Source organism: Herbiconiux sp. SALV-R1 (assembly GCF_013113715.1).
Taxonomy (GTDB): Bacteria; Actinomycetota; Actinomycetes; order Actinomycetales; family Microbacteriaceae; genus Herbiconiux.
On record NZ_CP053344.1, the window covers coordinates 1,857,710 to 1,883,948 of the forward strand.

27 protein-coding genes are annotated in these 26,239 nt (G+C 70.0%); 3 read left to right on the top strand and 24 right to left on the bottom strand.

What is annotated here, in order from left to right; translation table 11 throughout:
- Window positions 1-29: 29 nt before the first annotated feature.
- Window positions 30-614: an SGNH/GDSL hydrolase family protein gene (locus tag HL652_RS08950; RefSeq protein ID WP_171705013.1), complete on the bottom strand. Its 585-nt coding sequence runs from the start codon at window positions 612-614 to the stop codon at window positions 30-32.
- A complete protein-coding gene (locus HL652_RS08955; RefSeq protein ID WP_171705014.1) occupies window positions 611-2,164 on the bottom strand; it encodes an SDR family oxidoreductase in 1,554 nt (517 codons plus the stop codon). Before HL652_RS08955 ends, HL652_RS08950 begins: the two co-directional genes overlap by 4 nt.
- A gap of 112 nt (window positions 2,165-2,276) precedes the next feature.
- Between HL652_RS08955 and HL652_RS08960 the strand changes: the two genes are divergently transcribed.
- On the top strand, window positions 2,277-2,696 hold the full coding sequence (locus HL652_RS08960) for a hypothetical protein (RefSeq protein ID WP_171705015.1): 420 nt from the start codon (window positions 2,277-2,279) through the stop codon (window positions 2,694-2,696).
- 289 nt (window positions 2,697-2,985) lie between these two features.
- Here the strand turns inward: HL652_RS08960 and HL652_RS08965 are convergent, their stop codons facing one another.
- The 9 genes from HL652_RS08965 to HL652_RS09005 form a co-directional block, all read right to left on the bottom strand.
- Window positions 2,986-3,849, bottom strand: a complete 864-nt coding sequence (locus HL652_RS08965) for an aldehyde dehydrogenase family protein (RefSeq protein ID WP_171705016.1) — start codon at window positions 3,847-3,849, stop codon at window positions 2,986-2,988.
- Window positions 3,846-5,315: an aldehyde dehydrogenase family protein gene (locus HL652_RS08970; RefSeq protein WP_171705017.1), complete on the bottom strand. Its 1,470-nt coding sequence runs from the start codon at window positions 5,313-5,315 to the stop codon at window positions 3,846-3,848. Before HL652_RS08970 ends, HL652_RS08965 begins: the two co-directional genes overlap by 4 nt.
- Before the next feature lie 10 nt (window positions 5,316-5,325).
- The gene (deoC, locus tag HL652_RS08975; RefSeq protein WP_171705018.1) at window positions 5,326-6,333 is read right to left on the bottom strand and encodes a deoxyribose-phosphate aldolase; all 1,008 of its coding nucleotides are present in this window, start codon (window positions 6,331-6,333) and stop codon (window positions 5,326-5,328) included.
- Between the two features lie 66 nt (window positions 6,334-6,399).
- Window positions 6,400-7,782: an MFS transporter gene (locus HL652_RS08980; protein ID WP_253743735.1), complete on the bottom strand. Its 1,383-nt coding sequence runs from the start codon at window positions 7,780-7,782 to the stop codon at window positions 6,400-6,402.
- The gene (locus HL652_RS08985; RefSeq protein ID WP_171705019.1) at window positions 7,769-8,707 is read right to left on the bottom strand and encodes a bifunctional riboflavin kinase/FAD synthetase; all 939 of its coding nucleotides are present in this window, start codon (window positions 8,705-8,707) and stop codon (window positions 7,769-7,771) included. Before HL652_RS08985 ends, HL652_RS08980 begins: the two co-directional genes overlap by 14 nt.
- Entirely contained in the window at window positions 8,704-9,117 is a 414-nt protein-coding gene (locus tag HL652_RS08990) for a hypothetical protein (RefSeq protein WP_171705020.1), read from the bottom strand. Before HL652_RS08990 ends, HL652_RS08985 begins: the two co-directional genes overlap by 4 nt.
- Window positions 9,118-9,142: 25 nt before the next feature.
- Entirely contained in the window at window positions 9,143-9,511 is a 369-nt protein-coding gene (locus tag HL652_RS08995) for a hypothetical protein (protein ID WP_171705021.1), read from the bottom strand.
- A complete protein-coding gene (gene truB / locus HL652_RS09000) occupies window positions 9,508-10,440 on the bottom strand; it encodes a tRNA pseudouridine(55) synthase TruB (protein WP_216604085.1) in 933 nt (310 codons plus the stop codon). The genes HL652_RS08995 and truB overlap by 4 nt, the downstream gene beginning before the upstream one ends.
- A gap of 67 nt (window positions 10,441-10,507) precedes the next feature.
- Entirely contained in the window at window positions 10,508-11,122 is a 615-nt protein-coding gene (locus HL652_RS09005) for a nucleoside/nucleotide kinase family protein (protein ID WP_171705023.1), read from the bottom strand.
- A gap of 54 nt (window positions 11,123-11,176) precedes the next feature.
- On the opposite strand from HL652_RS09005, the gene HL652_RS09010 reads away from it, so the two are divergent.
- The gene (locus tag HL652_RS09010; RefSeq protein ID WP_171705024.1) at window positions 11,177-12,067 is read left to right on the top strand and encodes an A/G-specific adenine glycosylase; all 891 of its coding nucleotides are present in this window, start codon (window positions 11,177-11,179) and stop codon (window positions 12,065-12,067) included.
- Window positions 12,068-12,144: 77 nt separating this feature from the next.
- Here HL652_RS09010 and rbfA read toward each other — a convergent pair whose 3' ends face one another.
- The 5 genes from rbfA to HL652_RS09035 all read right to left on the bottom strand — a co-directional run bounded on the left by rbfA (window position 12,145) and on the right by HL652_RS09035 (window position 18,729).
- Window positions 12,145-12,579 carry a 30S ribosome-binding factor RbfA gene (gene rbfA / locus HL652_RS09015; RefSeq protein WP_171705025.1) on the bottom strand — a complete coding sequence of 145 codons (435 nt, stop codon included), beginning with the start codon at window positions 12,577-12,579 and terminating at the stop codon, window positions 12,145-12,147.
- Window positions 12,580-12,671: 92 nt separating this feature from the next.
- A complete protein-coding gene (gene infB, locus HL652_RS09020; RefSeq protein ID WP_171705026.1) occupies window positions 12,672-15,485 on the bottom strand; it encodes a translation initiation factor IF-2 in 2,814 nt (937 codons plus the stop codon).
- Between the two features lie 84 nt (window positions 15,486-15,569).
- On the bottom strand, window positions 15,570-15,842 hold the full coding sequence (locus tag HL652_RS09025; RefSeq protein ID WP_171705027.1) for a YlxR family protein: 273 nt from the start codon (window positions 15,840-15,842) through the stop codon (window positions 15,570-15,572).
- Between the two features lie 66 nt (window positions 15,843-15,908).
- On the bottom strand, window positions 15,909-16,907 hold the full coding sequence (gene nusA / locus HL652_RS09030) for a transcription termination factor NusA (protein WP_171705028.1): 999 nt from the start codon (window positions 16,905-16,907) through the stop codon (window positions 15,909-15,911).
- Between the two features lie 58 nt (window positions 16,908-16,965).
- Window positions 16,966-18,729 (bottom strand): proline--tRNA ligase, encoded by a 1,764-nt coding sequence (locus HL652_RS09035; protein WP_171705029.1) that lies wholly within the window; start codon window positions 18,727-18,729, stop codon window positions 16,966-16,968.
- Window positions 18,730-18,854: 125 nt separating this feature from the next.
- Here HL652_RS09035 and HL652_RS09040 point away from each other — a divergent pair, with 125 nt between their 5' ends.
- A complete protein-coding gene (locus HL652_RS09040; RefSeq protein ID WP_171705030.1) occupies window positions 18,855-19,370 on the top strand; it encodes a methylated-DNA--[protein]-cysteine S-methyltransferase in 516 nt (171 codons plus the stop codon).
- 16 nt (window positions 19,371-19,386) lie between these two features.
- On the opposite strand, the gene HL652_RS09045 is transcribed toward HL652_RS09040, so the two are convergent.
- The 8 genes from HL652_RS09045 to atpE all read right to left on the bottom strand — a co-directional run bounded on the left by HL652_RS09045 (window position 19,387) and on the right by atpE (window position 26,151).
- Complete coding sequence (locus tag HL652_RS09045; RefSeq protein ID WP_371743621.1) at window positions 19,387-20,142, bottom strand: YaaA family protein; 756 nt, start codon at window positions 20,140-20,142, stop codon at window positions 19,387-19,389.
- Between the two features lie 69 nt (window positions 20,143-20,211).
- Window positions 20,212-20,478: a F0F1 ATP synthase subunit epsilon gene (locus tag HL652_RS09050; protein ID WP_171705032.1), complete on the bottom strand. Its 267-nt coding sequence runs from the start codon at window positions 20,476-20,478 to the stop codon at window positions 20,212-20,214.
- Between the two features lie 2 nt (window positions 20,479-20,480).
- The gene (gene atpD / locus HL652_RS09055) at window positions 20,481-21,944 is read right to left on the bottom strand and encodes a F0F1 ATP synthase subunit beta (protein ID WP_171705033.1); all 1,464 of its coding nucleotides are present in this window, start codon (window positions 21,942-21,944) and stop codon (window positions 20,481-20,483) included.
- A gap of 23 nt (window positions 21,945-21,967) precedes the next feature.
- Window positions 21,968-22,870 carry a F0F1 ATP synthase subunit gamma gene (locus tag HL652_RS09060; RefSeq protein ID WP_171705034.1) on the bottom strand — a complete coding sequence of 301 codons (903 nt, stop codon included), beginning with the start codon at window positions 22,868-22,870 and terminating at the stop codon, window positions 21,968-21,970.
- 2 nt (window positions 22,871-22,872) lie between these two features.
- On the bottom strand, window positions 22,873-24,510 hold the full coding sequence (gene atpA, locus HL652_RS09065; protein WP_171705035.1) for a F0F1 ATP synthase subunit alpha: 1,638 nt from the start codon (window positions 24,508-24,510) through the stop codon (window positions 22,873-22,875).
- A 53-nt stretch (window positions 24,511-24,563) separates the two neighbouring features.
- Window positions 24,564-25,361, bottom strand: coding sequence for a F0F1 ATP synthase subunit delta (locus tag HL652_RS09070; RefSeq protein WP_171705036.1), 798 nt, complete (start codon window positions 25,359-25,361; stop codon window positions 24,564-24,566).
- A 4-nt stretch (window positions 25,362-25,365) separates the two neighbouring features.
- Window positions 25,366-25,932, bottom strand: a complete 567-nt coding sequence (locus tag HL652_RS09075; RefSeq protein WP_171705037.1) for a F0F1 ATP synthase subunit B — start codon at window positions 25,930-25,932, stop codon at window positions 25,366-25,368.
- 30 nt (window positions 25,933-25,962) lie between these two features.
- The gene (gene atpE / locus HL652_RS09080) at window positions 25,963-26,151 is read right to left on the bottom strand and encodes an ATP synthase F0 subunit C (protein ID WP_171707255.1); all 189 of its coding nucleotides are present in this window, start codon (window positions 26,149-26,151) and stop codon (window positions 25,963-25,965) included.
- Window positions 26,152-26,239 lie beyond the last annotated feature (88 nt).

A 26,239-nucleotide genomic window follows, 5' to 3' on the forward strand; every position in this document is an offset into this window, starting at 1 on the left:
GCCTCACGCGTTCCGCTGCGCGCCGCGCCTCAGCCCTTCAGCTCACCCAGCTCGGGCAGCCTGATCGGCCGGCTCGACGGCGGGAGCCCCTGCACCCGCTCGAGGGCGGGCTCCAGCTCGGAGAGCCACGCCTCGTATCCCGCCGCGTTCAGGTGCAGCCGGTCTTCGGTGTAGGCGGGGTTGAGCTCGCCGTCCTCCTCGGCCATCACGGGCCACAGGTCGAGGTAGTGTGCCTTCACGGTGGCGGCGAACTGCCAGACGTGCCGGTTGATCTCCTTGACGAACTCGGCGTACTCCCGCCCGCGCGGCAGCACCGACTGCACCAGGATGCGCGCATCCGGCAGGTCTTGCCTGAGGTTCACCAGAATGGTCTCGATGTTGCGCACGACCTGCTCCACGGCGCGGCGGTTGGCCACGTCGTTGGTGCCGATGAGCAGCACCACGGTGTCGGGCTCGTGCTCCGCCACCTCGCCGAGGCGCTCGATGAGCCCCTCCGTGGTGTCGCCGCCGACGCCGAGGTTGACCGCCTCGATGTCGGGGAACCACTCCTGCCAGGAACCGCCCTCGGTGAGGCTGTCTCCGATGAACACGGTCGTCGATCGTTTCTCGGTCATGAGGTCCTCCCGGATTCTTCGCTGTCAAGTCTAGGGGCGGGCTCGCCGGAGGCCAGTGCGGTCTCGGTGATGCGGTTGGCCATGCCGTTGAAGATCACGCCGTGGAACGGCAGGATCGCGAACCAGTACAGCCGCCCGCCGAGGCCGCGGGGGAAGAAGATGGCGCGCTGGTCGTAGACCGAGCCACCGCCCGGCGCCGGCGTGGCGCGCATCTCGAGCCAGGCGCGGCCCGGCACCCGCATCTCGGCGCGCAGGCGCAGGAACGAGCCCCGGTCGATCTGCTCCACCCGCCAGAAGTCGAGGGCGTCGCCGGTGTTGAGGCGCGTCGCGCTGCGCCGGCCGCGGCGGAGGCCGACGCCGCCGACGAGCTTGTCCATCCAGCCGCGCACCGCCCAGGCGAGCGGGAAGGAGTACCAGCCGTTCTGGCCGCCGATGCCCTCGATCACCGTCCAGAGGGCCTCGGCAGGAGCATCCGTCTTGCGCTGCTTGATGTCGAGGTACACGGTGTGACCGGCCCAGTCGGGGTCGCTCGGCAGGGGGTCGCTGGCGGCGCCCTCGACGAAGCCGTCCTGCCAGCTGGTCTCGACCTCGCCGGCCTTCATCTTGCCGAGCGCGAGGCGTACCGCGCGCCGGTAGGGCGTGAGGCCGCCCTCGGGGTCGGGCACGTAGTCGCGGATGTCGTGCTCGTGCGTCACGCAGTCGAACTGCAGCGAGGCGATGATCGGCATGGCGAGGGCACGTGGGATGGGCGTGACGAGGTTCACCCACTGCGAGGCGAGCCACGGCGTGAGCACGGGCAGCGCCGCGATGGGGCGCTGCTTGAGGCCGGCCTCGAGGGCGTAGCCGTTCATCATCTGGCCGTAGCGGAGCACGTCGGGGCCGCCGATGTCGAAGGTGCGGTTGACGTCGTCGGGCAGCTCGGCGGAGCCGATGAGGTAGTGCAGCACGTCGCGCACGGCGATGGGCTGGATGTGGTTGCGCACCCACTTGGGCGCCGGCATGTACGGGAGCACCTCGGTGAGGTGGCGGATCATCTCGAACGAGGTCGACCCCGAGCCGATCACCACGCCCGCCTGCAGCGCCGCCGTCGGCACGCCCGAGTCGAGCAGGATGCGGCCCACTTCGACCCGCGACCTGAGGTGCGGCGAGAGCTCGCCCTGCTGGGGGTGCAGGCCGCCGAGGTAGACGATGCGCTTCACGCCGGCCGCTGCCGCCGCATCCGCCACGTTCTGGGCCGACTCACGTTCGATCTGCTCGAAGTCGCCCTTGCCGCCCATGGAGTGCACGAGGTAGTAGAGCACGTCGACGCCCTCGGTGGCGGCGCGCAGCGACTCGGGGTCGCCGAGGTCGCCCTGAGCGACCTCCACCCGGTCGGCCCACGGCACGTCGCGCAGCTTGTCGGGGTTTCTCACCAGCACCCGCACCTGGAACCCCGCGTCGAGCAGTCTCGGCACCAGCCGCCCACCGATGTATCCCGTGGCCCCGGTGACAAGGGCCTTGCGCACGTCACTCACCCCCTCGACGCTATCCCTGCCGGGCGCCTCCCGCATCGTCCCCCACCCCGAGCTTCCCCCACGTTTCTTGCGGACAAAGTCCGACCGAAACCACCTTCCGACGGACTTTGTCCGCAAGAACGCGCGAGGGGACGGGTACCGTTGCGACATGGGGCGGATGCGCGGGGCGGGGCTTGCCGTGACGGTGGCCTTCATAGCGGGGCTGAGCGGATGCTCGTTCCTCCCCGGCAGCCGGAGCGCGTGCCTTCCCGTGCTCGAGGTCGCGCCCTCCCCGGCGGTGGCGGGCGACTCCATCACCGTCACCGCGCCCGACCCCTGCGAGGTCGACGTGCCCGACGGCGGCTGGGAAATCGTCGTCACCCTCGAGGGCGGCGACCCCGTGCTCACCCGCACCACCACGCAACCCTTCGACGGCGCCTTTGAACTGACGCTTGACCTCCCGGCCGACCTCCCGCCCGGCCAGGCCTACGTCGACATCGCCAACTGGACATCCGTCCCCTGCGACGACACCGGCACCTCGAGCTGCGCCTCCCCCGCCCGCCCCTTCGAGGTCGTCGCCCCCGAGTAGCCCTGCCCCCGCCGAAAGAGCGCGAAGTGCCCCCTCACGTGCGGGGAGGGGGCACTGTGCGCTCTCTCGGCACCCCCTCGAGGTCGTCGACCCCGAGTAGCCCCGCCCGCCGAGAGGGCGCGAAGTGCCCCCTCACGTGCGGGGAGGGGGCACTGTGCGCTCTCTCGGCACCCCCTCGAGGTCGTCGCCCCCGAGTAGCCCCGCCCCGCCGAGAGGGCGCGAAATGCCCCCTCACGTGCGGGGAGGGGGCACTTCGTGCTCTGTCGAGCGGCTGGAGGGGCCGGGGGGCTTACAGGAGGCTCTTGGTGTGCCAGACGGTCTTGGTTTCGGTGAAGGCGGTGATGCGGTCGAGGGTGGGGGTGGCGGCGTCGGGGCCCTGCTCGGGCGGGAGCACGCGCTTGAGGGTCTCGGCGGCGGCGATCTCGAGGTCGATCCAGTCGAGGTCGGCGGCGCCGGTGAGGTCGAGCGCGTTGACGTCGGCGTGGGTGGCGAGCCACGGGGCGATCTCGGCCGGCGAGCCGGTGAGCACGTTCACGACGCCCTTCGGGAAGTCGCTCGTGGCGAGCACCTCGGCGAGCGTGATGGCCGAGAGCGGATGCTTCTGGCTGGCCACCACGACCACGGCGTTCCCCGACACCAGGGCCGGCGCGATCACGCTGACGAGCCCGAGCAGCGCAGAGTCCTGCGGGGCGATCATCGCGACCACACCCGTGGGCTCCGGCACCGAGATGTTGAAGTAGGGCCCCGCGACCGGGTTGGCGTTGCCCGCCACCTGCGCGAACTTGTCGGCCCAGCCGGCGTACCAGACCCAGCGGTCGATGGCCTCGTCGACCTGCGCGCGGGCGGCCCCGCCCGACACACCCTCCTGCTTCACGATCTCGTCTTCGAACTGTGCGCGCCGGCCCTCGAGCACCTCGGCCACCCGGTACAGCACCTGCCCGCGGTTGTAGGCGGTGGCGCCGGCCCAACCCGAGACGGCGGCGCGGGCGGCGACGATGGCGTCGCGCGCATCCTTCCGCGACGCCTGGGCCGCATTCGCGAGGAACGCGCCCTTCGCCGTCACGACCTCGTACACGCGACCCGACTCGCTGCGCGGGAACGCCCCGTTCACGAACAGCTTGTAGGTCTTCGGAATGCTGATGTGCGCGCTCATGCGAGCCCTCCCGTGCGGTCGGCGGTGAGCCCGGCGGGCTTGAGGTACGCGGCGAGGCCGTGACGCCCGCCCTCGCGCCCGTAGCCCGACTCCTTGTAGCCGCCGAAGGGCGACGCCGGGTCGAAGCGGTTGAAGGTGTTGGCCCAGACGACGCCCGCGCGCAGCTTGTCGGCGACGGCGAGGATGCGCGACCCCTTGTCGCTCCAGATGCCGGCCGACAGGCCGTAGGGCGTGTTGTTCGCCTTGGCGATGGCCTCGGCGGGCGTGCGGAAGGTGAGCACCGACAGCACCGGGCCGAAGATCTCCTCGCGCGCGATGCGGTGCGAGGTCGACACGTTGGTGAAGATGGTGGGCGCGAACCAGAACCCGTTCTCGGGCAGCTCGCACGCGGGGCTCCAGCGCTCGGCGCCCTCGGCCTCGCCGATCTCGGAGAGCTCCCGGATGCGCGCCAGCTGCTCCGCGCTGTTGATCGCCCCGACGTCGGTGTTCTTGTCGAGCGGGTCGCCCACGCGCAGCGTCGAGAGGCGGGTCTTGAGGCGCTCGACGACGTCGTCGTGGATCGACTCCTGCACGAGCAGCCGCGATCCGGCGCAGCACACGTGCCCCTGGTTGAAGAAGATGCCGTTGACGATGCCCTCGACAGCCTGGTCGATGGGGGCGTCGTCGAAGACGATGTTGGCCGCCTTGCCGCCGAGCTCGAGGGTGAGCTTCTTGCCGGTGCCCGCGGTGGAGCGCGCGATCTCGCGACCGACGGCGGTCGAGCCGGTGAACGCCACCTTGTTCACGTCGGGGTGGTTGACGAGCGCCCGGCCGGTCTCCCCCGCACCGGTGACGATGTTCACCACACCGGCGGGCAGGTCGGCCTGCTGCAGGATCTCGGCGAACAGCAGCGCCGTGAGCGGCGTCGTCTCGGCGGGCTTCAGCACGACGGTGTTGCCGGCGGCCAGGGCGGGCGCGATCTTCCACGCGAGCATGAGCAGCGGGAAGTTCCACGGGATGACCTGGGCCGCCACACCGAGCGAGCGCGGGTTCGGGCCGAGGCCGGCGTGATCGAGCTTGTCGGCCCAGCCGGCGTAGTAGAAGAACCAGGCGGCGACGAGGGGGACGTCGACGTCGCGGCTCTCCTTGATGGGCTTGCCGTTGTCGAGCGACTCGGCGACGGCGAGCTCGCGGGCGCGCTCCTGCACCAGGCGCGCGATGCGGAAGAGGTACTTGCCGCGGTCGCGGCCGGAGAGCTTCGACCAGGTCTTGTCGTAGGCCTTGCGGGCCGCGGCGACGGCGCGGTCGACGTCACCGGCGTCACCCGCGGCGATGCGGGCGATGACCTTTTCGGTGGCCGGCGAGATGGTGGCGAAGGTCTCGCCCGACCCCGCGGTGAAGTCGCCTCCGATGAAGTGCCCGTACTCGGGCTTCAGGTTGAGGATCGCCGTCGACTCGGGGGCCGGCGCGTATTCGAGGAATGACATGGGCGTGCTCCTAGTCGATCGTCACGTAGTCGGCGCCGGAGTAGTGCCCCGTGCGCAGCTTCTGCCGCTGCAGCAGCACGTCGTTCAAGAGGCTCGAGGCCCCGAAGCGGAACAGGTGCGGCACGAGCCACTCCTCCCCCACGGTCTCGGCCACGGTGACGAGGTACTTGATCGCATCTTTCGACGAGCGGATGCCGCCGGCCGGCTTCACCCCGATCTTCTCGCCGGTGAGCCGGTGCCAGTCGCGCACGACCTCGAGCATGAGCAGCGTCACCGGGAGGGTGGCCGCGGGGGCCACCTTGCCGGTGGAGGTCTTGATGAAGTCGCCCCCGGCCAGGATGGAGAGCCAGGATGCGCGGCGCACGTTGTCGTAGGTGTTGAGCTCCCCGGTCTCGAGGATGACCTTGAGGTGCGCGAACGAGCCGTCGGCCCGCTGACAGGCCTCCTTCACGGCGACGATCTGGTCGAACACCTCGCCGTAGCGGCCCGCCAGGAACGCGCCGCGATCGATGACCATGTCGATCTCGTCGGCCCCCGCCGCCACGGCGTCGGCGGTGTCGGCGAGCTTGACGGCGAGAGACGCGCGACCCGAGGGGAAGGCGGTCGCTACGGCGGCGACGTTGATGCCCTGGTCGGTGCCCGCGGCGTGCGCCGAACCCAGCGCTTCGACGGCGTAGGGCACCATGTCGCCGTAGACGCAGACGGCCGCCACCCGCGGGGTGGTGGGGTCTGAAGCATCCGGAACCAGCGCCTTCGCCACGAGCGACCGCACCTTGCCGGGCGTGTCGGCGCCCTCGAGCGTGGTGAGGTCGATGAGCTCGATGATGCGGTCGAGCGCCCACGCCTTCGAGGTGGTCTTGATGGAGCGGGTGCCGAGGCCGGCCGCCCGCTGTTCGAGGCCCACGGCGTCGACGCCGGGGATGCCCTCCAGGTAGCGCTTGAGGGTCGACTCGGTGAGATCGTCACCGAGCACCTCGAGCGCGCGTTGTGCGGGGTTGACCGCTCTGTCGATGGTCACGACGCCTCCGTGTCTGTCTCGTCGTTCGCGGCACCTCGGCCGCAGGGGCGCCTCACGGCGCACCCGTCAATTGTGCCACTGGTCTTCGAGCATCCGCGGTTTAGCGACCACTGCACCGGCTATCCACAGGGCGAGTGCACTGCCGATGAGCACGAGCAGCGCGGCGGTCCAGCCGCCGGTGAGGTCGTGCAGCACTCCGAGCAGAAGGGGGCCGAGCGCGCCGAGCACGTAGCCGAAGCTCTGCACGAAGGAGCTCAGCGCGACGGTGCCCTGCGGGGTGCGGGTGCGCAGGTTGATGAGCACGAGGCAGAGCGGGAACAGCAACGGCCCGAGCCCGATGAACGCCACCCAGAGCCAGAGCGGGCCGCCCGGCAGGAGGAGCAGTCCGCCGTAGCCGGCCAGGTAGAACAGCACCCCGGCGGTGAGCAGCGACCCCACCGAGCCGAGCCGGGTGGCGAGCACGGGCACGAAGAGCGAGGCGGGCAGGCCCATCACCGAGAACAGCGAGAGCAGCAGGCCCGCGGTGGCCTGGTCGACGCCGGCGACCTGCGTGAGGATCTCGGGCAGCCAGGCGAACATCGCGTACGCGTTCATCGAGGTGATGGCGAAGGTGAGCATGAGCGACCAGGCGATGGGCGAGCGCACCATCCTGCCGAAGGTGGCGGAGGGGCCGTCGGATGCGCGGGGCGCGGCGGCCGGGCGCGGTGCGGCCGATGAGGTCTCGCCCACCGAGGCGCGGGGTGTCGCGACCCCGCCGGGTGCGCCCGTGCGCGCCGAAGGCGTGCCGGGTGCGTCGGCCGTGCCGGGTGTGCCGGCGGTGGTGGTGCCCGACCGTGCACCGGATGCGCGCATCCGTTCCGACACCGTGAGTGAGATGAGCGGGGCCAGGGCCAGCACCGCGAACACCGCCCACAGCGCCACCGAGGTGCGCCAGCCCGCCGCCTCGGCGACCGGTACGGCGATGAGCGGCGGCACGGTCGCGCCGATGGCCATGACGGTGGCGTAGACCGAGGTGAGGAGACCGATGCGGTCGGGGAAGTAGCGGCGCACGAGGGGCGGCAGCAGGATGTTCGCCACGCCCATACCGGCGAAGGCGAGCGTGCTCCCCACGACGAGCACGAGGTAGTCGCCCGAGCTCGCCCGCACCAGGTGACCGGCGAGCAGCACCACCATCGCTCCGATGACGGTGGGCTGGAGACCGAAGCGGCGCTGCAGGAAGGGGGCGACGAGGCCCACCACGCCGAAGCAGACGGGCGGGAGCAGCCCGAGGAACCCGATGCCGATGCTGCCGAGCGCGATGTCGTCGTCGATCTGCTCGAAGATGGGCGAGAGCGCCCCGACCGCCGTGCGCAGGTTGAGCGCCACGAACACGATCGTGAACAGGGCGAGCGCCCGGCCGCGCCAGAGCGGCCCGGGGCGGTCGGCCCGCGGCACCTCAGTCTGCGGCACGGAGGATGGCGCGCACGCCCTCGACGTCGCGGTTCATCTGGTCGATCAGCGGGTCGATGCCGGTGTACTTCACCATGCCCCGGATGCGCGCCACGAACGCCACCTCGACGACGTGACCGTAGAGGTCGAGGTCTTCGTCGAGCACGAACGCCTCGACCTGCTTCGGCGGCACCCCGTCGAAGGTGGGGTTGCTGCCCACCGACACGGCGGCCGGGTAGCGCTCGACGCCGTCGGTGAGCCAGCCGGCGTAGACGCCGTCGGCCGGGATCATGCCCTCAGACTCCGGCGAGAGGTTCGCGGTGGGGAAGCCCAACTCGCGTCCGCGCTTGGCGCCGTGCACCACTTCGCCGCGCACGGCGGGCGCGCGGCCGAGGAACTCGCCCGCCCGGGCGACGTCGCCCTCGGCGAGCAGCTGTCTGATCCAACTCGACGACACCTTGCGGGTGTCGCCCGGCTTCACCTCGGGGATGAGGTCGACGTCGAAGCCGAACTCGGCGCCCAGCTCGCGCAGGGTGTCGACGTCACCGCTGCCGTCGACGCCGAAGCGGAAGTCGTCTCCCACCATCACCACCGACGCCCCGCACACCTGCACCAGCACGCGCTCGACGAACTCGCGCGGGCTCATCGACGCGAACGCGGCGTCGAAGCTGAGGAAGAGCGTGGTGTCGACACCGGTCGCGTCGAGCAGCTCGAGCCGCTGCTGGTTGCTCACCAGCACGTCGGGCCGGGCCTGCGGGTCGAGCTGGGCGAGCGGATGCCGGTCGAAGGTGATGACGATCGACTCCAGCCCGCGGTCACGGGCGACCTCGATGAGCTCGCCGATGACGGCCTGGTGGCCGATGTGCACGCCGTCGAACTTGCCGATGGTGACGGCCGACGGGCCGAGCGGCGCGGGGACGGAGGGCAGGTCGAAGTAGGTCTTCATCGCGTGCGCCGCAGCCAGAGCATGCCGAGCACGGGGAGCACGAGCGGGATGAACAGGTACCCCATGCCGTACCACGACCACACCGAGGCCTTGGCGAACAGCTCGGGCAGGAACAGGCTCAGGGTGCCGACGGTGAGCACGCCGACGAGCTCGAAGGTGATGGTCACCCAGGCGACGCGGTACCAGACGGGCCCGGGCGCGATGAGCGCGACCGTCGCGACGATGTACACGACGGCGGCGACCGCCGAGAGCGTGTAGGCGAAGGGCGCTTGGTCGAACTTGCCGATGATCTCCACCACCGAGCGCCCGGTCGCCCCGAGGGCGAGGATGGCGTAGACGACGATGAGCACCCGGCCCACGCCGCGGGCACGGGTTCTGGGCGCGGGTGGTGCGAGGGTGTCGTTGGTCATGGCAGTACGAGTTTATGGCACCGGCTCAGGCCAGCTGCACGAACCAGATGACGTTCATGCGGTACACCATCACGGCGACGGCGAGGCAGACCGCCCCCAGCACGACGGTGCTCCAGCGGGTGCGGTCGATGAGCGCCCAGAATCCGCCGGCGAGCGGCAGCAGCACCGCCGAGACGAGGTACACCCAGAACTCGAGCGGGTCGCCCGTCGGTGTGTTGCCGAACGCGGGTGCGACCAGCGCGACGACCAGTTGCACCACGAGCAGCACCTCGACGAGCGCGGTGGCGCCCATGGTGAGGTCGTTCGGCACCTTGCCGGCGAGACCGAGGACGACGCAGAGGAGCCCGGCCACGACGGCGACCGCGACCTGGGTGTAGCTGAACCACTCGATCATGCCGAGACCTCGCGTTCGTCGGGCGGGAAGTTCACGACGCTCTTCGCCGCTCCGCCCCTCACCTCGACGAGCCCCAGCAGGGCGCCACCCGGGGTGATCGCCGCGACGGGTGCTCCCGCCCGGGCGGCGTCGCGCAGCTCGGTGGGGGCCTCGACGCGCTGCCCGTGACCGAGCGCGACGGCCTGTGCCTCGTCGAGCCGCCAGACCGGGAACAGCGTCTCGGCGGCTGCCGCAGCGGCCATGAGCGGCACGGATGCGCCCGAGTCCACGACGGAGCCGAGCTGGTCGAGCGAGCTCGCCTGGTCGACGGAGAACGGCCCGATGCGCGTGCGGCGCAGTGCCGTGAGGTGACCTCCCACGCCGAGGGCTGCGCCGACGTCGCGCGCGATGGCGCGGATGTAGGTGCCGGAGGAGCACACGACCCGCACGTCGACGTCGACGACCTCGGCGCCGGCGGCCGGCGCACCGTCGTCGGCCACGACGCGCCGGGGGGCGCCGAGCAGCTCGATCTCGGAGATGGTGACCGATCGCGCGGCGAGCACGACCTCCTCCCCCGAGCGCACGCGGGCGTAGGCCCGCTTGCCGTCGACCTTGATGGCGCTCACGGAGCTCGGAACCTGCTCGACCTCTCCGGTCTGGTCGGCGAAGGCGGCGGCGAGGCGCGCATCCGTCAGCCCGGCGAGGAGCTCGGTGCCCGCGGGCTCGCCGAGCGCCTCGCCCTCGGCGTCGTCGGTGGTGGTCGCGACGCCGAGCCGCACGGTCGCGCGGTACTCCTTGTCGAGGCCGACCACGTAGGTGAGCAGGCGCGTCGAGCTGTTGACGCCCAGGATGAGGAGGCCGGTGGCCATCGGGTCGAGCGTTCCGGCGTGCCCCACCTTGCGGGTGCCGGCGAGGCGCCGCGTGCGCGCGACCACGTCGTGGCTCGTCATGCCGCCGCTCTTGTCGACGAGCAGGATGCCGCTTGCCGTGCTCGTCGCGTTTTTCACGCCTGCAACGCTAACAGGAGTCGGCGAAGCTCCGGCGCGGCCGCTCGGGGTCGTTCACGTCGACGATCGCGCTCGCGCCGAAGCGCGGCCCGGCCTCGGCCTGGTAGAGCTCGTCGGCCCCCGCGACCACCTCGGGGAGGCCGAACCCGCGGGTCTCGAGGTAGGCCGTGAAGTTCAGCTGGCCGCGCAGCCCCGGTCGCTGCAGGAACGGGCCGTCGAGCACGAGCACCGCGTCGGCAGGGGCCGTGAGCCAACGCGACTCGCGGGCCGTGTCGCGCTCGGCGTCGAACGCCGCGGTCTGGAACCCGGCGCTGCCGCCGAGGCGGAACGGCTCGATGAGCACGCGCTTCAGGGTGGAGTCGTCGTAGCGGTCGAAGTAGTACCCGGCCGCCGAGTCGGCGCCGCGCAGCTCGCGCTCGACCCTGGGCCGCTGGAAGTCGTCGAGCGAGGCCCGGAAGGTGTCGACGCCGTCGCGCCGGAACGCCTCGGCGAGGGCGTCGGCGAAGCGGGCCGTGCCCTCGACGCCGTCGACGCCGACGATCACCCGCCCGCGTCGGTAGTTGTGCCTGATCTCGCCCACGAGGGCGTCGGCGAACTCGGACTCCGGGGTCGGTGGCTGCACCATGCTCCGAGTGTACGACCGTGCGGGCCGCGGCTCGCCGCCGCCTACAGTGGAAGGATGCCCGCATCCGCCCCACCGCGCGAGGAGTTCGCGCGCCTCGTGGTCGAGTGGTTCGCGGTGCACGCCCGCGACCTGCCGTGGCGGCGCCCCGGCTTCCCGCCCTGGGGAACGCTGGTGAGCGAGTTCATGCTGCAGCAGACACCCGTGGTGCGGGTCATTCCGCGCCTCGAGGAGTGGCTGCGGCGCTGGCCCACCCCCGCCGATCTCGCGGCCGAGCCCCCGGGCGAGGCGGTGCGCGCCTGGCAGTCGCTCGGCTACCCGCGTCGCGCACTGCGGCTCCACGCCTGCGCGGTGGCGATCGCCGAGCGCTACGACAACGCCGTTCCCGACGACGTCGAGGCACTGCTCGGCCTGCCGGGCGTCGGCGACTACACGGCGCGTGCGGTCGCCGTCTTCGCGTTCGGCTCGCGCCATCCGGTCGTCGACACGAACATCCGCCGGGTGATCGCGCGCGCCGTCGACGGGCTCCCGGATGCGCCCGCCCCCAACGCCAAGCGCGACCTGCCCGCGATGAGCGCGCTGCTGCCCGCCTCCGACGACGACGCGGCGCGGTTCAACGCGGGGATGATGGAGCTCGGGGCGCTGCTGTGCACCGCCCGGTCCCCCAGGTGCGAGCGCTGCCCGCTGGCCGAGGTGTGCGCGTGGCGGACTGCCGGGTACCCCGAGACGGAGGTGGCGCGGCGACCGGTGCAGAAGAAGTACGAGGGCTCCGACCGGCAGGCGCGCGGCATGGTGCTGCGCGAGCTGCGCGCCGCCGACGGTGCAGTTCCGCACGCCCGCCTCAGCGCCGTGCTGCCCGAGGCGGCGCGCCTCGGCCGCGCCCTCGACGGCCTGCTCGCCGACGGGCTGGTCGTCGCCGTGGGTGACGACCTGTACGCCCTGCCGTAGGCACCGGCCCGCCGAGAGAGCGCGAAGCGCCCCCTCCCGGTGCAGGAGGGGGCGCTTCGCGCTCGTTCGACGAGGGGCTACTCGTCTTCGGGGGTCTTCGGCTTGACGTAGGGGTCGGCCTCGCCGGCGTACTGGGCGCCCTTGGCGAGGCCTTCGACCTCGGCGTCGCGGGCGCGTGCCTGCGCCAACAGGTCGTCGAGCACCTTGGCGTTCTCGGGCAGCGCGTCGGCGATGAACTCGAGCGACGGCGTGAGCCGCGCGGTGATGTTCTTGCCGACCTCGCTGCGCAGCATCCCGGTCGCCGACTTCAGTGCGGCGGCCGAGTCGGCCCGCTCCTTCTCGTCGCCGTACACGGTGTAGAAGATCGACGCGTGCTGCAGGTCGCCCGTCACCCGCACGTCGGTGATGGTCACGAAGCCGAGCCGAGGATCCTTGATCCCCTTCTCCAGCCGTCGAGCCACGATCTCCTTGATCCGATCCGCCATCTTGGCGGCCCGCTGGGGATCAGCCATGATCATCCTCCTTCGTTGTTGCGACGAGAGAAGGAGTGGTGAGACCTTCGCCTCACCACTCCTTCATCAGGTTATGCCACTGCTAGCCGATGCTAGACCCGCGGCTTCTCCTTCATCTCGATGGTCTCGATCTCGTCGCCGACCTGGATGTCGTTGAACTTGCCGAGCCCGATACCGGCCTCGAAGTCCGTGCGCACCTCGGTGACGTCGTCCTTGAAGCGACGCAGCGACTCGATCGCCAGGTTGTCGCCGACGACGACGCCCTCGCGGATGACCCGCGCCTTGGCGTTGCGGGTGATGGTTCCCGACCGCACGATGACACCGGCGATGTTGCCGAACTTCGACGAGCGGAAGATCTCGCGGATCTCGGCGACGCCCGACTGCACCTCTTCGAACTCGGGCTTGAGCATGCCCTTGAGCGACGACTCGATGTCGTCGAGCGCGTTGTAGATGACCGAGTAGAAGCGGATGTCCACACCCTCGCGGGCTGCACGCTCGCGCGCCTTCGTGTCGGGTCGCACGTTGAACCCGATGATGATGGCGTTGTCGACGGTGGCCAGGTTGACGTCGGACTCGGTGACCGCACCCACACCGCGGTGGATGATGCGGAGCTGAACCGAGTCGTCGACCTCGATCTTGAGCAGCGACTCCTCGAGTGCCTCGACGGCACCGGAGACGTCACCCTTGATGATGAGGTTGAGGGCTTCGACCTTGCCTTCTTCGAGGGCGCGGGTGAAGTCTTCGAGCGAGATGCGCTTGCGGGCCTTGGCGAGCGACGCGTTGCGCTCGGCCGCCTCACGCTTCTCGGCGATCTGACGGGCCGTGCGGTCTTCCTCGGTGACGAGGAAGGTGTCGCCGGCGCGGGGCACGGTCGACAGACCCTGCACCTGCACCGGGCGCGACGGGGTCGCTGCGGTCACGGTCTCGCCGTTCTCGTCGACCATCGCACGCACGCGGCCGTAGGCCGTGCCCGCCACGATGGCGTCTCCGACGTGCAGCGTTCCCGACTGGATGAGCACGGTCGCGACAGCACCGCGGCCCTTGTCGAGCTTGGCCTCAATGGCCACGCCTCGCGCATCCTTGTTCGGGTTCGCTCGCAGGTCGAGGCCCGCGTCGGCGGTGAGGAGCACCGCGTCGAGCAGCTCCTGGATGCCGATGTTGTTGCGCGCCGACACGTCGACGAACATGACGTCGCCGCCGTACTCCTCGGCCACCAGGTTGTACTCGGTGAGCTGCTGGCGCACCTTCGCCGGGTTCGCGTCCTCTTTGTCGATCTTGTTGACCGCGACCACGATCGGCACGTCGGCCGCCTGGGCGTGGTTCAGGGCCTCGATCGTCTGCGGCATGATGCCGTCGTCGGCGGCGACCACGAGGATGGCGATGTCGGTCACCTGCGCACCACGGGCACGCATGGCGGTGAACGCCTCGTGACCCGGGGTGTCGATGAAGGTGATCGGGCGCTCGACGCCCTCGTGCTCGGTGACGACCTGGTAGGCACCGATGTGCTGGGTGATGCCACCCGCCTCGCCGGCGACCACGTTGGCGTTGCGGATCGCGTCGAGCAGGCGCGTCTTACCGTGGTCGACGTGACCCATGACGGTGACGACCGGGGGACGGATCTCCAGGTCTTCGTCTGTCTCGTCTTCCAGCTCCTGGTCGAGGTCGATGTCGAAGCCCTCGAGGAGCTCGCGGTCTTCGTCTTCGGGCGACACCATCTGGATCTTGTAGCCGAGCTCTTCGCCGAGCACCTGGAAGGTGGCCTCGTCGAGCGACTCGGTCGCCGTCGCCATCTCACCGAGGTGGAACAGCACGGTCACCAGGTTGCCGGGGCTGGCGTCGATCTTGTCGGCGAAGTCGGTGATGGAGGCACCACGACGCAGACGGATGACTGTCGAACCGTCGCCGCGGGGAACGCTCACGCCGCCCAGCGACGGGGCTTCCCTCAGCTCGAATTCGGCCCTCTTTGTACGCTTCGACTTGCGCGCCTTGCTCTTGCCGCCACCGCGACCGAAGGCACCTGCGGTACCACCGCCGGGGCCACGGCCACGGCCGCCGCCACCGGGGCGCGAGAAGCCGCCGGCGCCGGGAGCGCCGCCACCCGGGCGGAACCCGGGCGAACCGGGAGCCGGGCGTGCACCGCCGCCCTGCGGGGCGCCGGGACGGAAGCCACCCGCGGCGCCGGGACGAGGTGCACCCGGGCGCGGAGCGCCGGGACGGGGAGCACCGGGGCGCGGGGCACCGGGACGGGGAGCACCGGGGCGCGGGATGGCGCCGTTGGCGCCGCCACCGCTGCGGCCCATGCCCTGCTGGCTGGCGAAGGGGTTGTTGCCGGGGCGCGGCGCACCCGGGCGCTGCATGCCCTGCTGGCTCGCGAACGGATTGTTGCCCGGGCGCGGGATGCCGGGGCGCGGGGCGCCCGGACGCGGTGCGGCGCTGCCGCCCGACCCCGGGGTGGGGGTGGAGGACGACGGAGCCGACGGGGTCTGCGCAGCCGGCGCCGCGGGGGCGGCCGGGGCCGGAGCCGAGGGGCTCTTCGGCGCGGGTGCGGCGGGAGCCTGCGACGCGGCCGGGGCGGCCGGGGTCGAGGCGGCCGGAGCCGCGGGGGCCGCCGGCGCCTGCGGTGCCGGAGCACCGGGGCGTGCGCTCGAGGGCGTGGGCGCGCCGGGGCGTGCGCCCGGACGGGGCGCGTTCGACCGAGGCGCAGCGGGAGCCGCTGCGGCGGCGGAGTCGCCACCGGCGGCGCCGGCCTTGATCAGAGCTTCTTTGAGGCGTCGGGCCACGGGCGGCTCGATGCTCGACGACGGGCCCTTGACGAACTGGCCCATCTCCTTCAGGGTCGCGAGTGCGACCTTGCTGTCGACGCCGAGTTCGGCGGCGACTTCATGTACGCGTGGTTTTGCAGCCACAATTCTCCTGTCTGGGGCCCGCCCCGGACAGGGCAGGCGTTAGTTGCGGACGGATCTCATTTCGAGCCGCTCATCAGTTGCCACTCATGGGTTCACGGTGCCGTTCAGCCTGTTCTCTACTGTCGACGTGTCGAGGGTTCCCTCGACACGGAGCGCGCGCCCGAAAGCCCGCCGCGTGACCGCGGCACGGAAGCATTCGGGTGAAGGATGGAGCCACGCGCCTCGGCCGGGAAGAGTGGCCGTCTCGTCGACGACCAGTTCAAGCCCTGTCGGGCCATCGGCCCTGGCCACGACCCTCAGCAAGGAGGACCGGTTGGCGCGCGCGCGGCATCCCACGCACGTTCTAACGGGTTCCATCGTACTCCATATTCGCTGAACGCTCGCCGACCGACCCGGCCGAGCCGAGCATCCGGAACGAGGCGATCAGTCTTCGTCGAGGATGGAATCGGGTTGAATATCGATTTTCGCGCCAGTGAGCTTCGCGGCCAGGCGGGCGTTCTGGCCCTCCTTGCCGATGGCGAGGGAGAGCTGGTAGTCGGGCACCAGGGCGCGCACGGCCTTGGTGTTCGCGTCGATGACGAAGGCGCTCGACACCTTGGCGGGCGAGAGGGCGTTGGCCACGAAGGTGGGCAGGTCGTCGGAGTAGTCGACGATGTCGATCTTCTCGTTGCCGAGCTCGGCGGTGACCGCGCGCACGCGCTGCCCCAGCTCGCCGATGCAGGCACCCTTGGCGTTCACGCCAGGCTCGGTGGCCCGCACCGCGATCTTGGTGCGGTGGCCGGCCTCGCGGGCGAGCGACACGATCTCGACGACACCCGAGGCGATCTCGGGCACCTCGAGCGCGAACAGCTTGCGCACGAGCGAGGGGTGGGTGCGGGACACCGTGATCGACGGGCCCTTCGGCCCCTTCGCCACACTCGTGACGTAGACGCGGATGCGCGAACCGTGCGCGTACTCCTCGCCCGGCACCTGCTCCTCCGGCGGCATGATCGCCTCGATCGTGCCGAGGTCGACGTGCACCATCTTGGGGTTCGGCCCCTGCTGGATGACGCCGGCGACGATGTCGCCCTCGCGGCCCTTGAACTCGCCGAGCACCTTGTCGTCGCCGATGTCGCGCAGGCGCTGGTTGATGACCTGCTTGGCGGCGAAGGCGGCGATGCGCCCGAAGTCGCTCGGGTTCTCCTCGGCCTCGCCACTCACCACGCCGTCGTCGTCGATCTCGGGCACGAAGACGCTGATGTGCCCCGACTTGCGGTCGAGGTGCACCCGCGCCGACGGGGTGCCGTCGTCGAAGGAGGCGGGCCGGTCGGTGTGCTTGAGGTACGCCGTGAGGATGGCCTGCTCGATGATCACCACCAGTTCCTCGAAGGGGATCTCTCGTTCACGCTCCAGGAGACGTAAGACGCTGAGGTCGATGTCCACTTCCGGCCTCCTCTGTTCAGATCTCGATGCCGAAGTCTCCGGCAGTCAAACGTCTAGGTTACCCGAAGCTCGCCGCGACGTCATCCAGGGCCACCGTCGTGCGCTCCCCCGTCGACCGGTTCCACAGCTCGACCTTGCCCTCGGCGACACCGCGGCCCACGATGACGATCATCGAAACGCCGATGAGCTCGGCGTCGCCGAACTTCACGCCGGGCGAGACCTTGGGGCGGTCGTCGTAGAGCACCTCGAGACCCGAGGCCTCGAGGTCGGCGACCACGGACTCGGCGGCCTGGTACACCTCGGCGTCGCGGCCGGTGGCGATGACGTGCACGTCGAACGGCGCGACCGAGGCGGGCCAGACGAGACCCTTCTCGTCGTTGTTCAGCTCGGCGATGATGGCCAGGATGCGCGTGACACCGATGCCGTACGACCCCATGGTCACGGTCACCAGCTTGCCGTTCTCGTCGAGCACCTTGAGGCCGAGCGCCTCGGCGTACTTGCGGCCGAGCTGGAAGACGTGGCCGATCTCCATGCCGCGGGCGAGCTCGACCGGGCCGGAGCCGTCGGGCGCGGGGTCGCCCGCGCGCACCTCGGCCACCTCGACCACGCCGTCGGCGGTGAAGTCCCGCCCGGCGACCAGCCCGAACACGTGCTTGCCGTGCTGGTTGGCGCCCGTGATCCACCCGGTACCCGACACCACGCGGGGGTCGACGACGTAGCGGATGCCCGTGCTCGACTCCTCTCCGAGCACGGCGCCCTCGGGCGACCAGGGCCCGATGTAGCCCTTCACGAGGCCGGGGTGCTTGGCGAAGTCGGCCTCGGTGGCCGCCTCGATCTCGGCGGGGGCGAAGGCCACCTCGGCGCGCTTGACGTCGACCTCGCGGTCGCCGGGGAGCCCGACGACGACGAGTTCGCGCGACCCGTCGAGGTTCGTGAGCGCGAGCACCACGTTCTTCAGCGTGTCGGCTGCCGTCCAGGCGCGGCCGTCGGGCCGGGGGTGCGCCTCGTTGGCCCGGTCGACGAGCGTCTGGATGGTGGGCGTGTCAGGGGTGTCGAGCACCTCGGCGGGGGTGAGCCCGTCGAACGAGCGGGGCTCGGGCGGCAGGGTCGTGTACGCCTCGACGTTCGCCGCGTAGCCGCCGGCCGAGCGCACGAAGGTGTCTTCGCCGACGGGGGTGGGGTGCAGGAACTCCTCGCTCTTCGAGCCGCCCATCGCGCCGGCGTCGGCCTTCACGATGACGTACTCGAGGCCGAGGCGGGTGAAGATGCGCTCGTAGGCGTCTCGCTGAGCCTGGTAGGAGGCGTCGAGCCCCGCATCCGTGTAGTCGAAGGAGTACGCGTCTTTCATGGTGAACTCGCGGCCGCGCAGGAGGCCGGCGCGGGGCCGCGCCTCGTCACGGTACTTGTCCTGGATCTGGTAGATCGACAGCGGCAGGTCTTTGTAGCTCGAGTACAGGTCTTTGACGAGCAGCGTGAAGACCTCCTCGTGGGTGGGAGCCAGCACGAAGCCGGCCTCTTTGCGGTCGTTCAGCCGGAACATGCCGGGGCCGTACTCGACGTAGCGGCCGGTCGCTTCGTAGGGCTCCTTCGGCAGCAGCGCGGGGAAGTGCACCTCGAAGGCGCCGGCGGCCGCCATCTCCTCGCGGATGATCGCCTCGATCTTCGCCTTCACGCGCAGCCCCAGCGGCAGCCACGCGAAGATGCCCGGAGCCTGACGGCGGATGTAGCCGGCCCGCACGAGCAGGCGGTGGCTGGTCACCTCGGCGTCGGAGGGGTCTTCGCGGAGCGTACGGAGGAAGTAGTTCGAGAGGCGTGTAGGCACGAGAACGAGTGTAGCCGCGAGCCGCACGGCGGTCTGTTCTGCACAGGCGAGCGGATGCGCGCCCCTCTCCACATACCGGCTCACGACGCCACCGGGGTCGGGAAGGGGTGCCTAGCGTCGCGCCCATGGACACACTGACGCAGATCCGCTCGGCCTCGCCCTACCTGCAGCGCTGCAGCACGCCCATCGGGCGCGTGGAGGTGATGAGCGACGGCGAGTGCATCACGGGGGTGGGTCTGGAGCACAACGGCATGCTCCCCCACGACGGGCTCGCCTTCGACTCCACGGCGGTCGCCGACGAGGCGATCGCCCAGCTGCTCGACTACTTCCAGGGCACCCGGCGACGTTTCTCGGTGCCGATCGCGCACTACGGCACGCCGTTCCAGCTGCAGGTCTGGCGGGTGCTGGCGGCCATCCCCTGGGGGCACTGCACGAGTTACGGCGCGATCGCCGCGACGGTCGGGCGGGTGGGTTCGGGGCGGGCGGTGGGCGGCGCGATCGCCTCGAACCCGACTCCCCTGCTCGTCGGCTGCCACCGCGTGCTCTCGGCAGCCGGGAAGGTCACGGGGTGGAGCTGGGCCGACGGCACGCGCACCAAGTCGTGGCTGCTGCACCACGAGCGCATCCCGCACCTGCTGTGACGCTCCGCGGTGACGCTCAGACCTCGAGCAGCAGCTCGCCTTCGGGGGTCAGGGACAGGCGGTGGCCGCTGGTGGCACCCCACTCGATCAGCTCGTCGACCTCGCCGAAGTTCTCGCCGTGCTGCACCAGGGCGCGCACGAGCTCGCCCTTGCCCTTCTTGTTGAAGTGGTTGAGCGCGCGACGCACCCCGTCGTCGCCCGTCGTGACCACCCGGAGGAAGTACGCCCGCGAGACGGCCGCCGGCACCGGGCCGAGATGCACATAGGCCTCCGAGCGCAGATCGAGCACCAGTTCGTCGCGGTGGGCGAGCAGCTCCTTCGAGATCGCCTCGGCCCACACCGACTTGATCGACGGGGCGTCGAGTCGGGAGTCGTGCGAGAGACGGTAGGCCGGGAGCGGATCACCGGCGCCGACGAGCCCGAACAGCGCGGAGTGGATGCGCACGTGCTCCGCGGCGAACGCGCGCGCGGTGGGGTCGAGTTCGGGCGCGTCGAGTGCCTCGTACAGCACGCCCGTGTACCGATCCATCGCGGGCATGGTCGGGCTCTTCGCGACGACACGGTTGCGCTCGACCTCGAAGGCGAGCTTCTGCCCGAGCTTCAGCCGCTGCATCATCTCCTCGGGGGTGCGGGCGAGCGCGGCGACCCGGCGCACGAGAGGCTTGCGCACGCGCGTGAGCGCCGGATGCGACAGCGCCGCGTAGTCGAGCGCAGCGCCTTCTCCGCCGTCGCGTTTGGTCTCGGAGGGTGGCAGCAGAATGAGCACGCGCATCCCCTTTCACGAAGAAAGACCGCCGCACCCGACTCCGAGGAGCGGGTGCGGCGGTCGTGTGTCTTGCGGCTACTTGATCAGCTCGGCGTCGCGAGCCACGATCGTGACGGTGTCGTTCTCCACGGAGAGGAACCCGTCGTCGGCGCGAGCCACCAGGCGCTCACCGCTCGCGGCGTTCACGCGCACCTCGCCCGCCGAGAGGATGGCGAGCAGTGGCTCGTGACCGGCGAGGATGCCGATCTCGCCCTCGACCGTCTTGGCGATCACCATCGTCGCGTCGCCGGCCCAGATCTGCTGATCGGCCGAGACGACGCTGACGCTGAGGTTCTTCGCCATGATCAGCCGTTCTCCTTCTGGATCTGAGCCCACTTCTCCTCGACGTCGGAGATGCCACCGACGTTGAAGAAGGCCTGCTCGGCGACCGAGTCGAACTCGCCCTTGACGATCGCGTCGAAGGACTCGATGGTCTCCTTGAGCGGAACGGTCGAGCCCTCGACACCGGTGAACTTCTTCGCCATGTAGGTGTTCTGCGAGAGGAACTGCTGGATGCGCCGGGCGCGGGCCACGGTGATCTTGTCTTCCTCGGAGAGCTCGTCGACACCGAGGATGGCGATGATCTCCTGCAGCTCCTTGTTCTTCTGCAGGATCTGCTTCACGCTCGTCGCCACGCGGTAGTGGTCGGCGCCCAAGTAGCGCGGGTCCATGATGCGCGAGGTCGAGGTGAGCGGGTCGATCGCCGGGTACAGACCCTTCGACGCGATCTCACGCGAGAGCTCGGTGGTGGCGTCGAGGTGGGCGAAGGTGGTCGCCGGAGCCGGGTCGGTGTAGTCGTCGGCCGGCACGTAGATCGCCTGCAGCGAGGTGATCGAGTGACCACGGGTCGAGGTGATGCGCTCCTGGAGCACACCCATCTCGTCGGCGAGGTTCGGCTGGTAACCCACGGCGGAGGGCATGCGGCCGAGCAGCGTCGACACCTCGGAGCCCGCCTGCGTGAAGCGGAAGATGTTGTCGATGAACAGCAGCACGTCTTGGTTCTGCACGTCGCGGAAGTACTCCGCCATGGTCAGAGCCGAGAGGGCGACGCGAAGACGCGTTCCCGGCGGCTCGTCCATCTGGCCGAAGACGAGGGCGGTCTTGTCGAACACGCCCGCCTCCTCCATCTCGTGGATGAGGTCGTTGCCCTCACGGGTGCGCTCACCGACACCGGCGAACACCGACACACCACCGTGGTCTTGCGCCACGCGCTGGATCATCTCCTGGATGAGCACGGTCTTGCCGACGCCCGCACCACCGAACAGACCGATCTTTCCACCCTGCACGTAGGGGGTGAGGAGGTCGATCGACTTGATGCCGGTCTCGAACAGGTTGGTCTTCGACTCGAGCTGGTCGAACGCCGGGGGCTTGCGGTGGATGGGCCAGCGCTCGGTGATCTCGATGGTCTCGCCGGGCTCGGCGTTGAGCACCTCGCCGATGACGTTGAAGACCTTGCCCTTGGTGACGTCACCGACGGGCACCGAGATGGCAGCACCGGTGTCGCGCACCTCCTGGCCGCGCACGAGGCCGTCGGTCGGCTTCAGGGCGATGGCGCGCACGAGGTCGTCGCCGAGGTGCTGAGCGACCTCGAGGGTGATCTCGGTGGCGGTGTCGCCGATGGTGACCGTGGTCTTCAGGGCGTTGTAGACCTCCGGAATCGAGTCGTGCGGGAACTCGATGTCGACCACGGGCCCCGTGACGCGCGCAATTCGGCCGACGCCGCTGGGCGCCTCCGCGGCCGGGACTGGCGCGATAGCAGTGTCAGTCATTGTGCTTCTCTTTTCTTCGATGACTACTTGGCGGAGCTGAGCGCGTCGGCGCCGCCCACGATTTCGGAAATCTGCTGCGTGATCTCGCTCTGACGCGCGTTGTTGGCAAGACGCGTGTAGTCGCGGATGAGGTTGTCGGCGTTGTCGCTCGCCGACTTCATCGCCTTCTGGCGAGCGGCGTGCTCGGCGGCAGCCGACTGCAGCATCGCGTTGAAGATGCGGCTCTCGACGTAGATGGGCAGCAGCTTGTCGAGCACCGTCTCGGCGTCGGGCTCGAACTCGTAGAGCGGGTAGACCTCGTTCGAGGCGGTCTCGGGCGCGGCGCCCTCGACGATCTCGAGCGGGAGCAGACGCACGACCTCGGGAACCTGGGTCACCATGCTCACGAAGCGGTTGTAGACGAGGTGGATCTCGTCGACGCCGCCCTCCTGGTCGTCGAGGTTGTACGCCTCGACCACGGCATCCGCGATCTCCTTCGCCGTCTCGAACACGGGCTGGTCGGTGCCGCCCGTCCACGAGGCGACCGAGGCGCGCTTACGGAAGCTGAAGTACCCGACGGCCTTACGGCCGACGAGGTAGAACACGACCTTCTTGCCCTCACTGCGCAGGAGCTCGGCCAGCTGCTCGGCCTCCTTGAGGATGGAGGACGAGAAGGCGCCCGCGAGACCACGGTCGGAGGTGAAGATGACGATCGCCGCGGTGTCGAGCTTCTCGCGCTCGCTGGTGAGCGGGTGGTCGACGTTCGAGTAGGTGGCGACCGCCGAGACCGCGCGCGTGATGGCACGCGAGTACGGGGCCGAGGCGGCCACGCGCTGCTGCGCCTTCTGAATGCGCGAGGCGGAGATCAGCTCCATCGCCCTCGTGATCTTCTTGGTCGTCTGGGCAGACCTGATCTTCTGCCTATAGACCCTGAGCTGTGCACCCATCTCTAGCGGCGACCCTTGACGATCTTCTCCTGGCCGACGTCTTCCTTGGCGGTGGCGTCGAACTGCTCCTTGCCCACCGAGGCGAGCGGCTTGCCCTCGCCCGTCTGGAACTCGAGCTTGAACTGGTCGACCGCTTTGTCGAGCGCGGCGACGGTGTCGTCGTCGAGCTTGTTGGTCTCGCGCAGGGTGGTGAGGATGTCGGTGGTGCGGCCGATGTAGTCGAGGAGCTCCGCCTCGAAGCGCAGGATGTCTTCGACCGGAACCTCGTCGAGCTTGCCCTTGGTGCCCGCCCAGATCGAGACGACCTGCTGCTCGACCGGGAACGGCGAGTACTGCGGCTGCTTGAGCAGCTCGGTGAGGCGGGCGCCCCGGGCGAGCTGACGGCGCGACGCGGCGTCGAGGTCGGAGGCGAACATCGCGAAGGCCTCGAGCGAACGGTACTGGGCGAGCTCGAGCTTGAGCGTTCCCGACACCGACTTGATCGACTTCACCTGGGCGTCGCCACCGACTCGCGAGACCGAGATGCCGACGTCGACAGCGGGGCGCTGGTTGGCGTTGAACAGGTCGGACTGCAGGAAGATCTGGCCGTCGGTGATCGAGATCACGTTCGTGGGGATGTAGGCCGAGACGTCGTTCGCCTTGGTCTCGATGATCGGCAGACCGGTCATCGAGCCGGCGCCCAGCTCGTCGGAGAGCTTGGCGCAACGCTCGAGCAGACGCGAGTGCAGGTAGAACACGTCGCCGGGGTAGGCCTCACGCCCCGGCGGGCGGCGCAGGAGCAGCGACACGGCGCGGTAGGCCTCGGCCTGCTTCGACAGGTCGTCGAAGATGATGAGCACGTGCTTGCCGCCGTACATCCAGTGCTGGCCGATGGCCGAGCCGGTGTAGGGGGCGAGGTACTTGAAGCCGGCGGGGTCGGAGGCCGGCGAGGCGACGATGGTGGTGTACTCCATCGCTCCGGCGTCTTCGAGCGCGCCCTTCACCGAGGCGATGGTCGAGCCCTTCTGGCCGATCGCCACGTAGATGCAGCGCACCTGCTTGTTGACGTCGCCCGACTCCCAGTTGGCCTTCTGGTTGATGATGGTGTCGATCGCGATGGCGGTCTTGCCGGTCTGGCGGTCGCCGATGATGAGCTGACGCTGGCCACGGCCGACGGGGATCATGGCGTCGATGGCCTTGATACCGGTCTGCAGGGGTTCGTGCACCGACTTGCGCTGCATCACGCCGGGGGCCTGGAGCTCGAGCTCGCGGCGACCTTCGGCGGCGATGTCGCCGAGACCGTCGATCGGGTTGCCGAGCGGGTCGACCACGCGGCCGAGGTAGCCGTCGCCGACGGGCACCGAGAGCACCTCGCCGGTGCGGGTGACCTCCTGGCCCTCCTCGATGCCGGTGAACTCACCGAGCACCACGACACCGACCTCGTCCTCGTCGAGGTTCTGGGCGAGGCCCAGGGTGCCGTCGGCGAAGCGGATGAGCTCGTTGGCCATCACACCGGGGAGTCCTTCGACGTGCGCGATGCCGTCGGCGGCGTCGACGACGTAACCCACCTCGGTGGTCGCCGCCTTGCCGGGCTCGTACGCCGCGACGAAGTCTTTGAGAGCGTCGCGGATCTCATCGGGGCGGATCGTAAGTTCAGCCATCGTTTTCCCTTTTCTGATGGGGTATGCCCCCAGTGTGTTCCTGTGCGCGCCGATCAGCCGGCGAGCTGAAGTCTCAAATCGTTGATGCGGGTGGCGACACTGCCGTCGATGACGTCGTCGCCGATCTGGATGCGCACGCCTCCCACCACCGACGGGTCGACGACCTGGTTCACCTGCACCGCACGGCCGTACTGACCGGCGAGGGCCGACTCGAGCCGCCCGCGCTGAGCCGCACTGAGCGGCGCTGCGGTGGTGACCGTGGCTACGGCCGAACCGGACTGGTCGGCGACGACGCTGGAGGCGAAGCGCAGCAGCTCGCCGATGCGGCGGCCGCGGGGCTGGGTGATGAGCTGGCGCACGATGGCCACCGTCTGCGCCGAGAAGCGACCGCCGAGCAGCCGCTCGACGAGGGCGCGCTTCTGGTCGGTGGAACCGAGCTTCGACCCGAGGGCCAGCTCGAGCTCGGAGGCGCCGGAGACGGCGCGCGCGAACTCGAACAGCTCCGAGTCGATGGCGACACCGGCCGGGGCCGAGCTCGCCACGGCACGGATGCCGATCTCCTCGATGCCGGCGAGCAGGTCGCTCTGCGTCGACCAGCGGCTGGTCGCCACCGTCTCGAGCAGACCGACCGTCACGGCCGAGTACGACGGGCCGAACAGCCGCGAGACGAGCGCGGCCTTGGCGGCCGGCTCGGCTCCGGGGTCGGAGAGGGCTCCGAGCAGGTGAGACGAATCACCGATGATCCGACCAGCGGCGAAGAGCTCTTCTCCCGTGGCCAGATCGACCTGGGAGCCCAGGGCCGCGAGGCGGTCTCTGGCGTCTCCGAGGGCTACTCTGGTCGCGCTTCCCATCGTGTTACTTCTTTCCCGAGGTGTCTGCGCCCGCGGAGCCGGAAGCTTCGAGGTCGGCGAGGAACCGGTCGACGAGGGCCGTGGCCTTGGCGTCGTCGGAGAGCGACTCCCCGATCACGCCGGAGGCCAGGTCGATCGCCAGCGTGCCGACCTCCGAGCGGAGCGAGACGAGGGCTGCCTGACGGTCTGCCTCGATCGCCACCTGGGCGTTGGACTTCACACGCTCGGCGTCGCTCTGCGCCTGGGCCTGGATGTCGGCGCCGATGCGCTGGGCGTCGACACGGGCCTGCTCGCGGATCTTCGCGGCCTCGGCACGCGCCTCGGCGAGCTGAGCGGTGTACTGCTGGAGAGCGGCCTCCGCTTCGCGCTGGGCGATGTCGGCCTTCTCGATGTTCCCCTCGATCGCGGCGGCACGCTCGTCGAGGAGCTTCTTCATGCGAGGCAGGACGAGCCTCCAGAAGAAGAAGAGGATGACGACGAAGCACACCGCAGACCAGATGATGTCGTACGGGGCCGGGATGAGCGGGTTCGTCGATTCGCCCTCGGTCGCAGCCAGAACTGCTTGAAGCATTCCAGCCTCCTTATCGATCGAAGCGGGCTACTAGTTGGTGAAGATGAAGTAGGTAGCGATACCGATGAACGCGAGCGCCTCGGTGAACGCGATACCGATGTACATCAGCACCTGGAGGCGGCCGGCGAGCTCGGGCTGGCGGGCGACGCCTTCGATGGTCTTGCCGACCACGATGCCCACGCCGATGGCGGGGCCGATCGCTGCGAGGCCGTAGCCCATGGTCGCGACGTTGCCGGTGACCTCAGCGAGGATCGATACATCTGCCACGTTGTGTTCCCTTTCGTGATGGTGGTTCAGGCGGGCGCCT

What these genes read in the sequence shown, in the direction of transcription:
- HL652_RS09070 (WP_171705036.1), bottom strand. Translation starts at nt 25,361, where the DNA reads ATGGGAAGCGCGACCAGAGTAGCCCTCGGAGACGCCAGAGACCGCCTC.
- HL652_RS08995 (WP_171705021.1), bottom strand. Translation starts at nt 9,511, where the DNA reads ATGATCGAGTGGTTCAGCTACACCCAGGTCGCGGTCGCCGTCGTGGCC.
- atpA (WP_171705035.1), bottom strand. Translation starts at nt 24,510, where the DNA reads ATGGCTGAACTTACGATCCGCCCCGATGAGATCCGCGACGCTCTCAAA.
- HL652_RS09010 (WP_171705024.1), top strand. Translation starts at nt 11,177, where the DNA reads ATGCCCGCATCCGCCCCACCGCGCGAGGAGTTCGCGCGCCTCGTGGTC.
- HL652_RS09025 (WP_171705027.1), bottom strand. Translation starts at nt 15,842, where the DNA reads ATGGAACCCGTTAGAACGTGCGTGGGATGCCGCGCGCGCGCCAACCGG.
- HL652_RS08965 (WP_171705016.1), bottom strand. Translation starts at nt 3,849, where the DNA reads ATGAGCGCGCACATCAGCATTCCGAAGACCTACAAGCTGTTCGTGAAC.
- atpE (WP_171707255.1), bottom strand. Translation starts at nt 26,151, where the DNA reads ATGGGCTACGGCCTCGCAGCGATCGGCCCCGCCATCGGCGTGGGCATC.
- HL652_RS09005 (WP_171705023.1), bottom strand. Translation starts at nt 11,122, where the DNA reads ATGGTGCAGCCACCGACCCCGGAGTCCGAGTTCGCCGACGCCCTCGTG.
- HL652_RS09050 (WP_171705032.1), bottom strand. Translation starts at nt 20,478, where the DNA reads ATGGCGAAGAACCTCAGCGTCAGCGTCGTCTCGGCCGATCAGCAGATC.
- HL652_RS08960 (WP_171705015.1), top strand. Translation starts at nt 2,277, where the DNA reads ATGGGGCGGATGCGCGGGGCGGGGCTTGCCGTGACGGTGGCCTTCATA.
- rbfA (WP_171705025.1), bottom strand. Translation starts at nt 12,579, where the DNA reads ATGGCTGATCCCCAGCGGGCCGCCAAGATGGCGGATCGGATCAAGGAG.
- atpD (WP_171705033.1), bottom strand. Translation starts at nt 21,944, where the DNA reads ATGACTGACACTGCTATCGCGCCAGTCCCGGCCGCGGAGGCGCCCAGC.
- truB (WP_216604085.1), bottom strand. Translation starts at nt 10,440, where the DNA reads ATGACGAGCCACGACGTGGTCGCGCGCACGCGGCGCCTCGCCGGCACC.
- HL652_RS08985 (WP_171705019.1), bottom strand. Translation starts at nt 8,707, where the DNA reads ATGAAGACCTACTTCGACCTGCCCTCCGTCCCCGCGCCGCTCGGCCCG.
- HL652_RS09075 (WP_171705037.1), bottom strand. Translation starts at nt 25,932, where the DNA reads ATGCTTCAAGCAGTTCTGGCTGCGACCGAGGGCGAATCGACGAACCCG.
- HL652_RS08970 (WP_171705017.1), bottom strand. Translation starts at nt 5,315, where the DNA reads ATGTCATTCCTCGAATACGCGCCGGCCCCCGAGTCGACGGCGATCCTC.
- HL652_RS08955 (WP_171705014.1), bottom strand. Translation starts at nt 2,164, where the DNA reads ATGCGGGAGGCGCCCGGCAGGGATAGCGTCGAGGGGGTGAGTGACGTG.
- HL652_RS08950 (WP_171705013.1), bottom strand. Translation starts at nt 614, where the DNA reads ATGACCGAGAAACGATCGACGACCGTGTTCATCGGAGACAGCCTCACC.
- HL652_RS08990 (WP_171705020.1), bottom strand. Translation starts at nt 9,117, where the DNA reads ATGACCAACGACACCCTCGCACCACCCGCGCCCAGAACCCGTGCCCGC.
- HL652_RS09060 (WP_171705034.1), bottom strand. Translation starts at nt 22,870, where the DNA reads ATGGGTGCACAGCTCAGGGTCTATAGGCAGAAGATCAGGTCTGCCCAG.
- HL652_RS09040 (WP_171705030.1), top strand. Translation starts at nt 18,855, where the DNA reads ATGGACACACTGACGCAGATCCGCTCGGCCTCGCCCTACCTGCAGCGC.
- HL652_RS09045 (WP_371743621.1), bottom strand. Translation starts at nt 20,142, where the DNA reads ATGCGCGTGCTCATTCTGCTGCCACCCTCCGAGACCAAACGCGACGGC.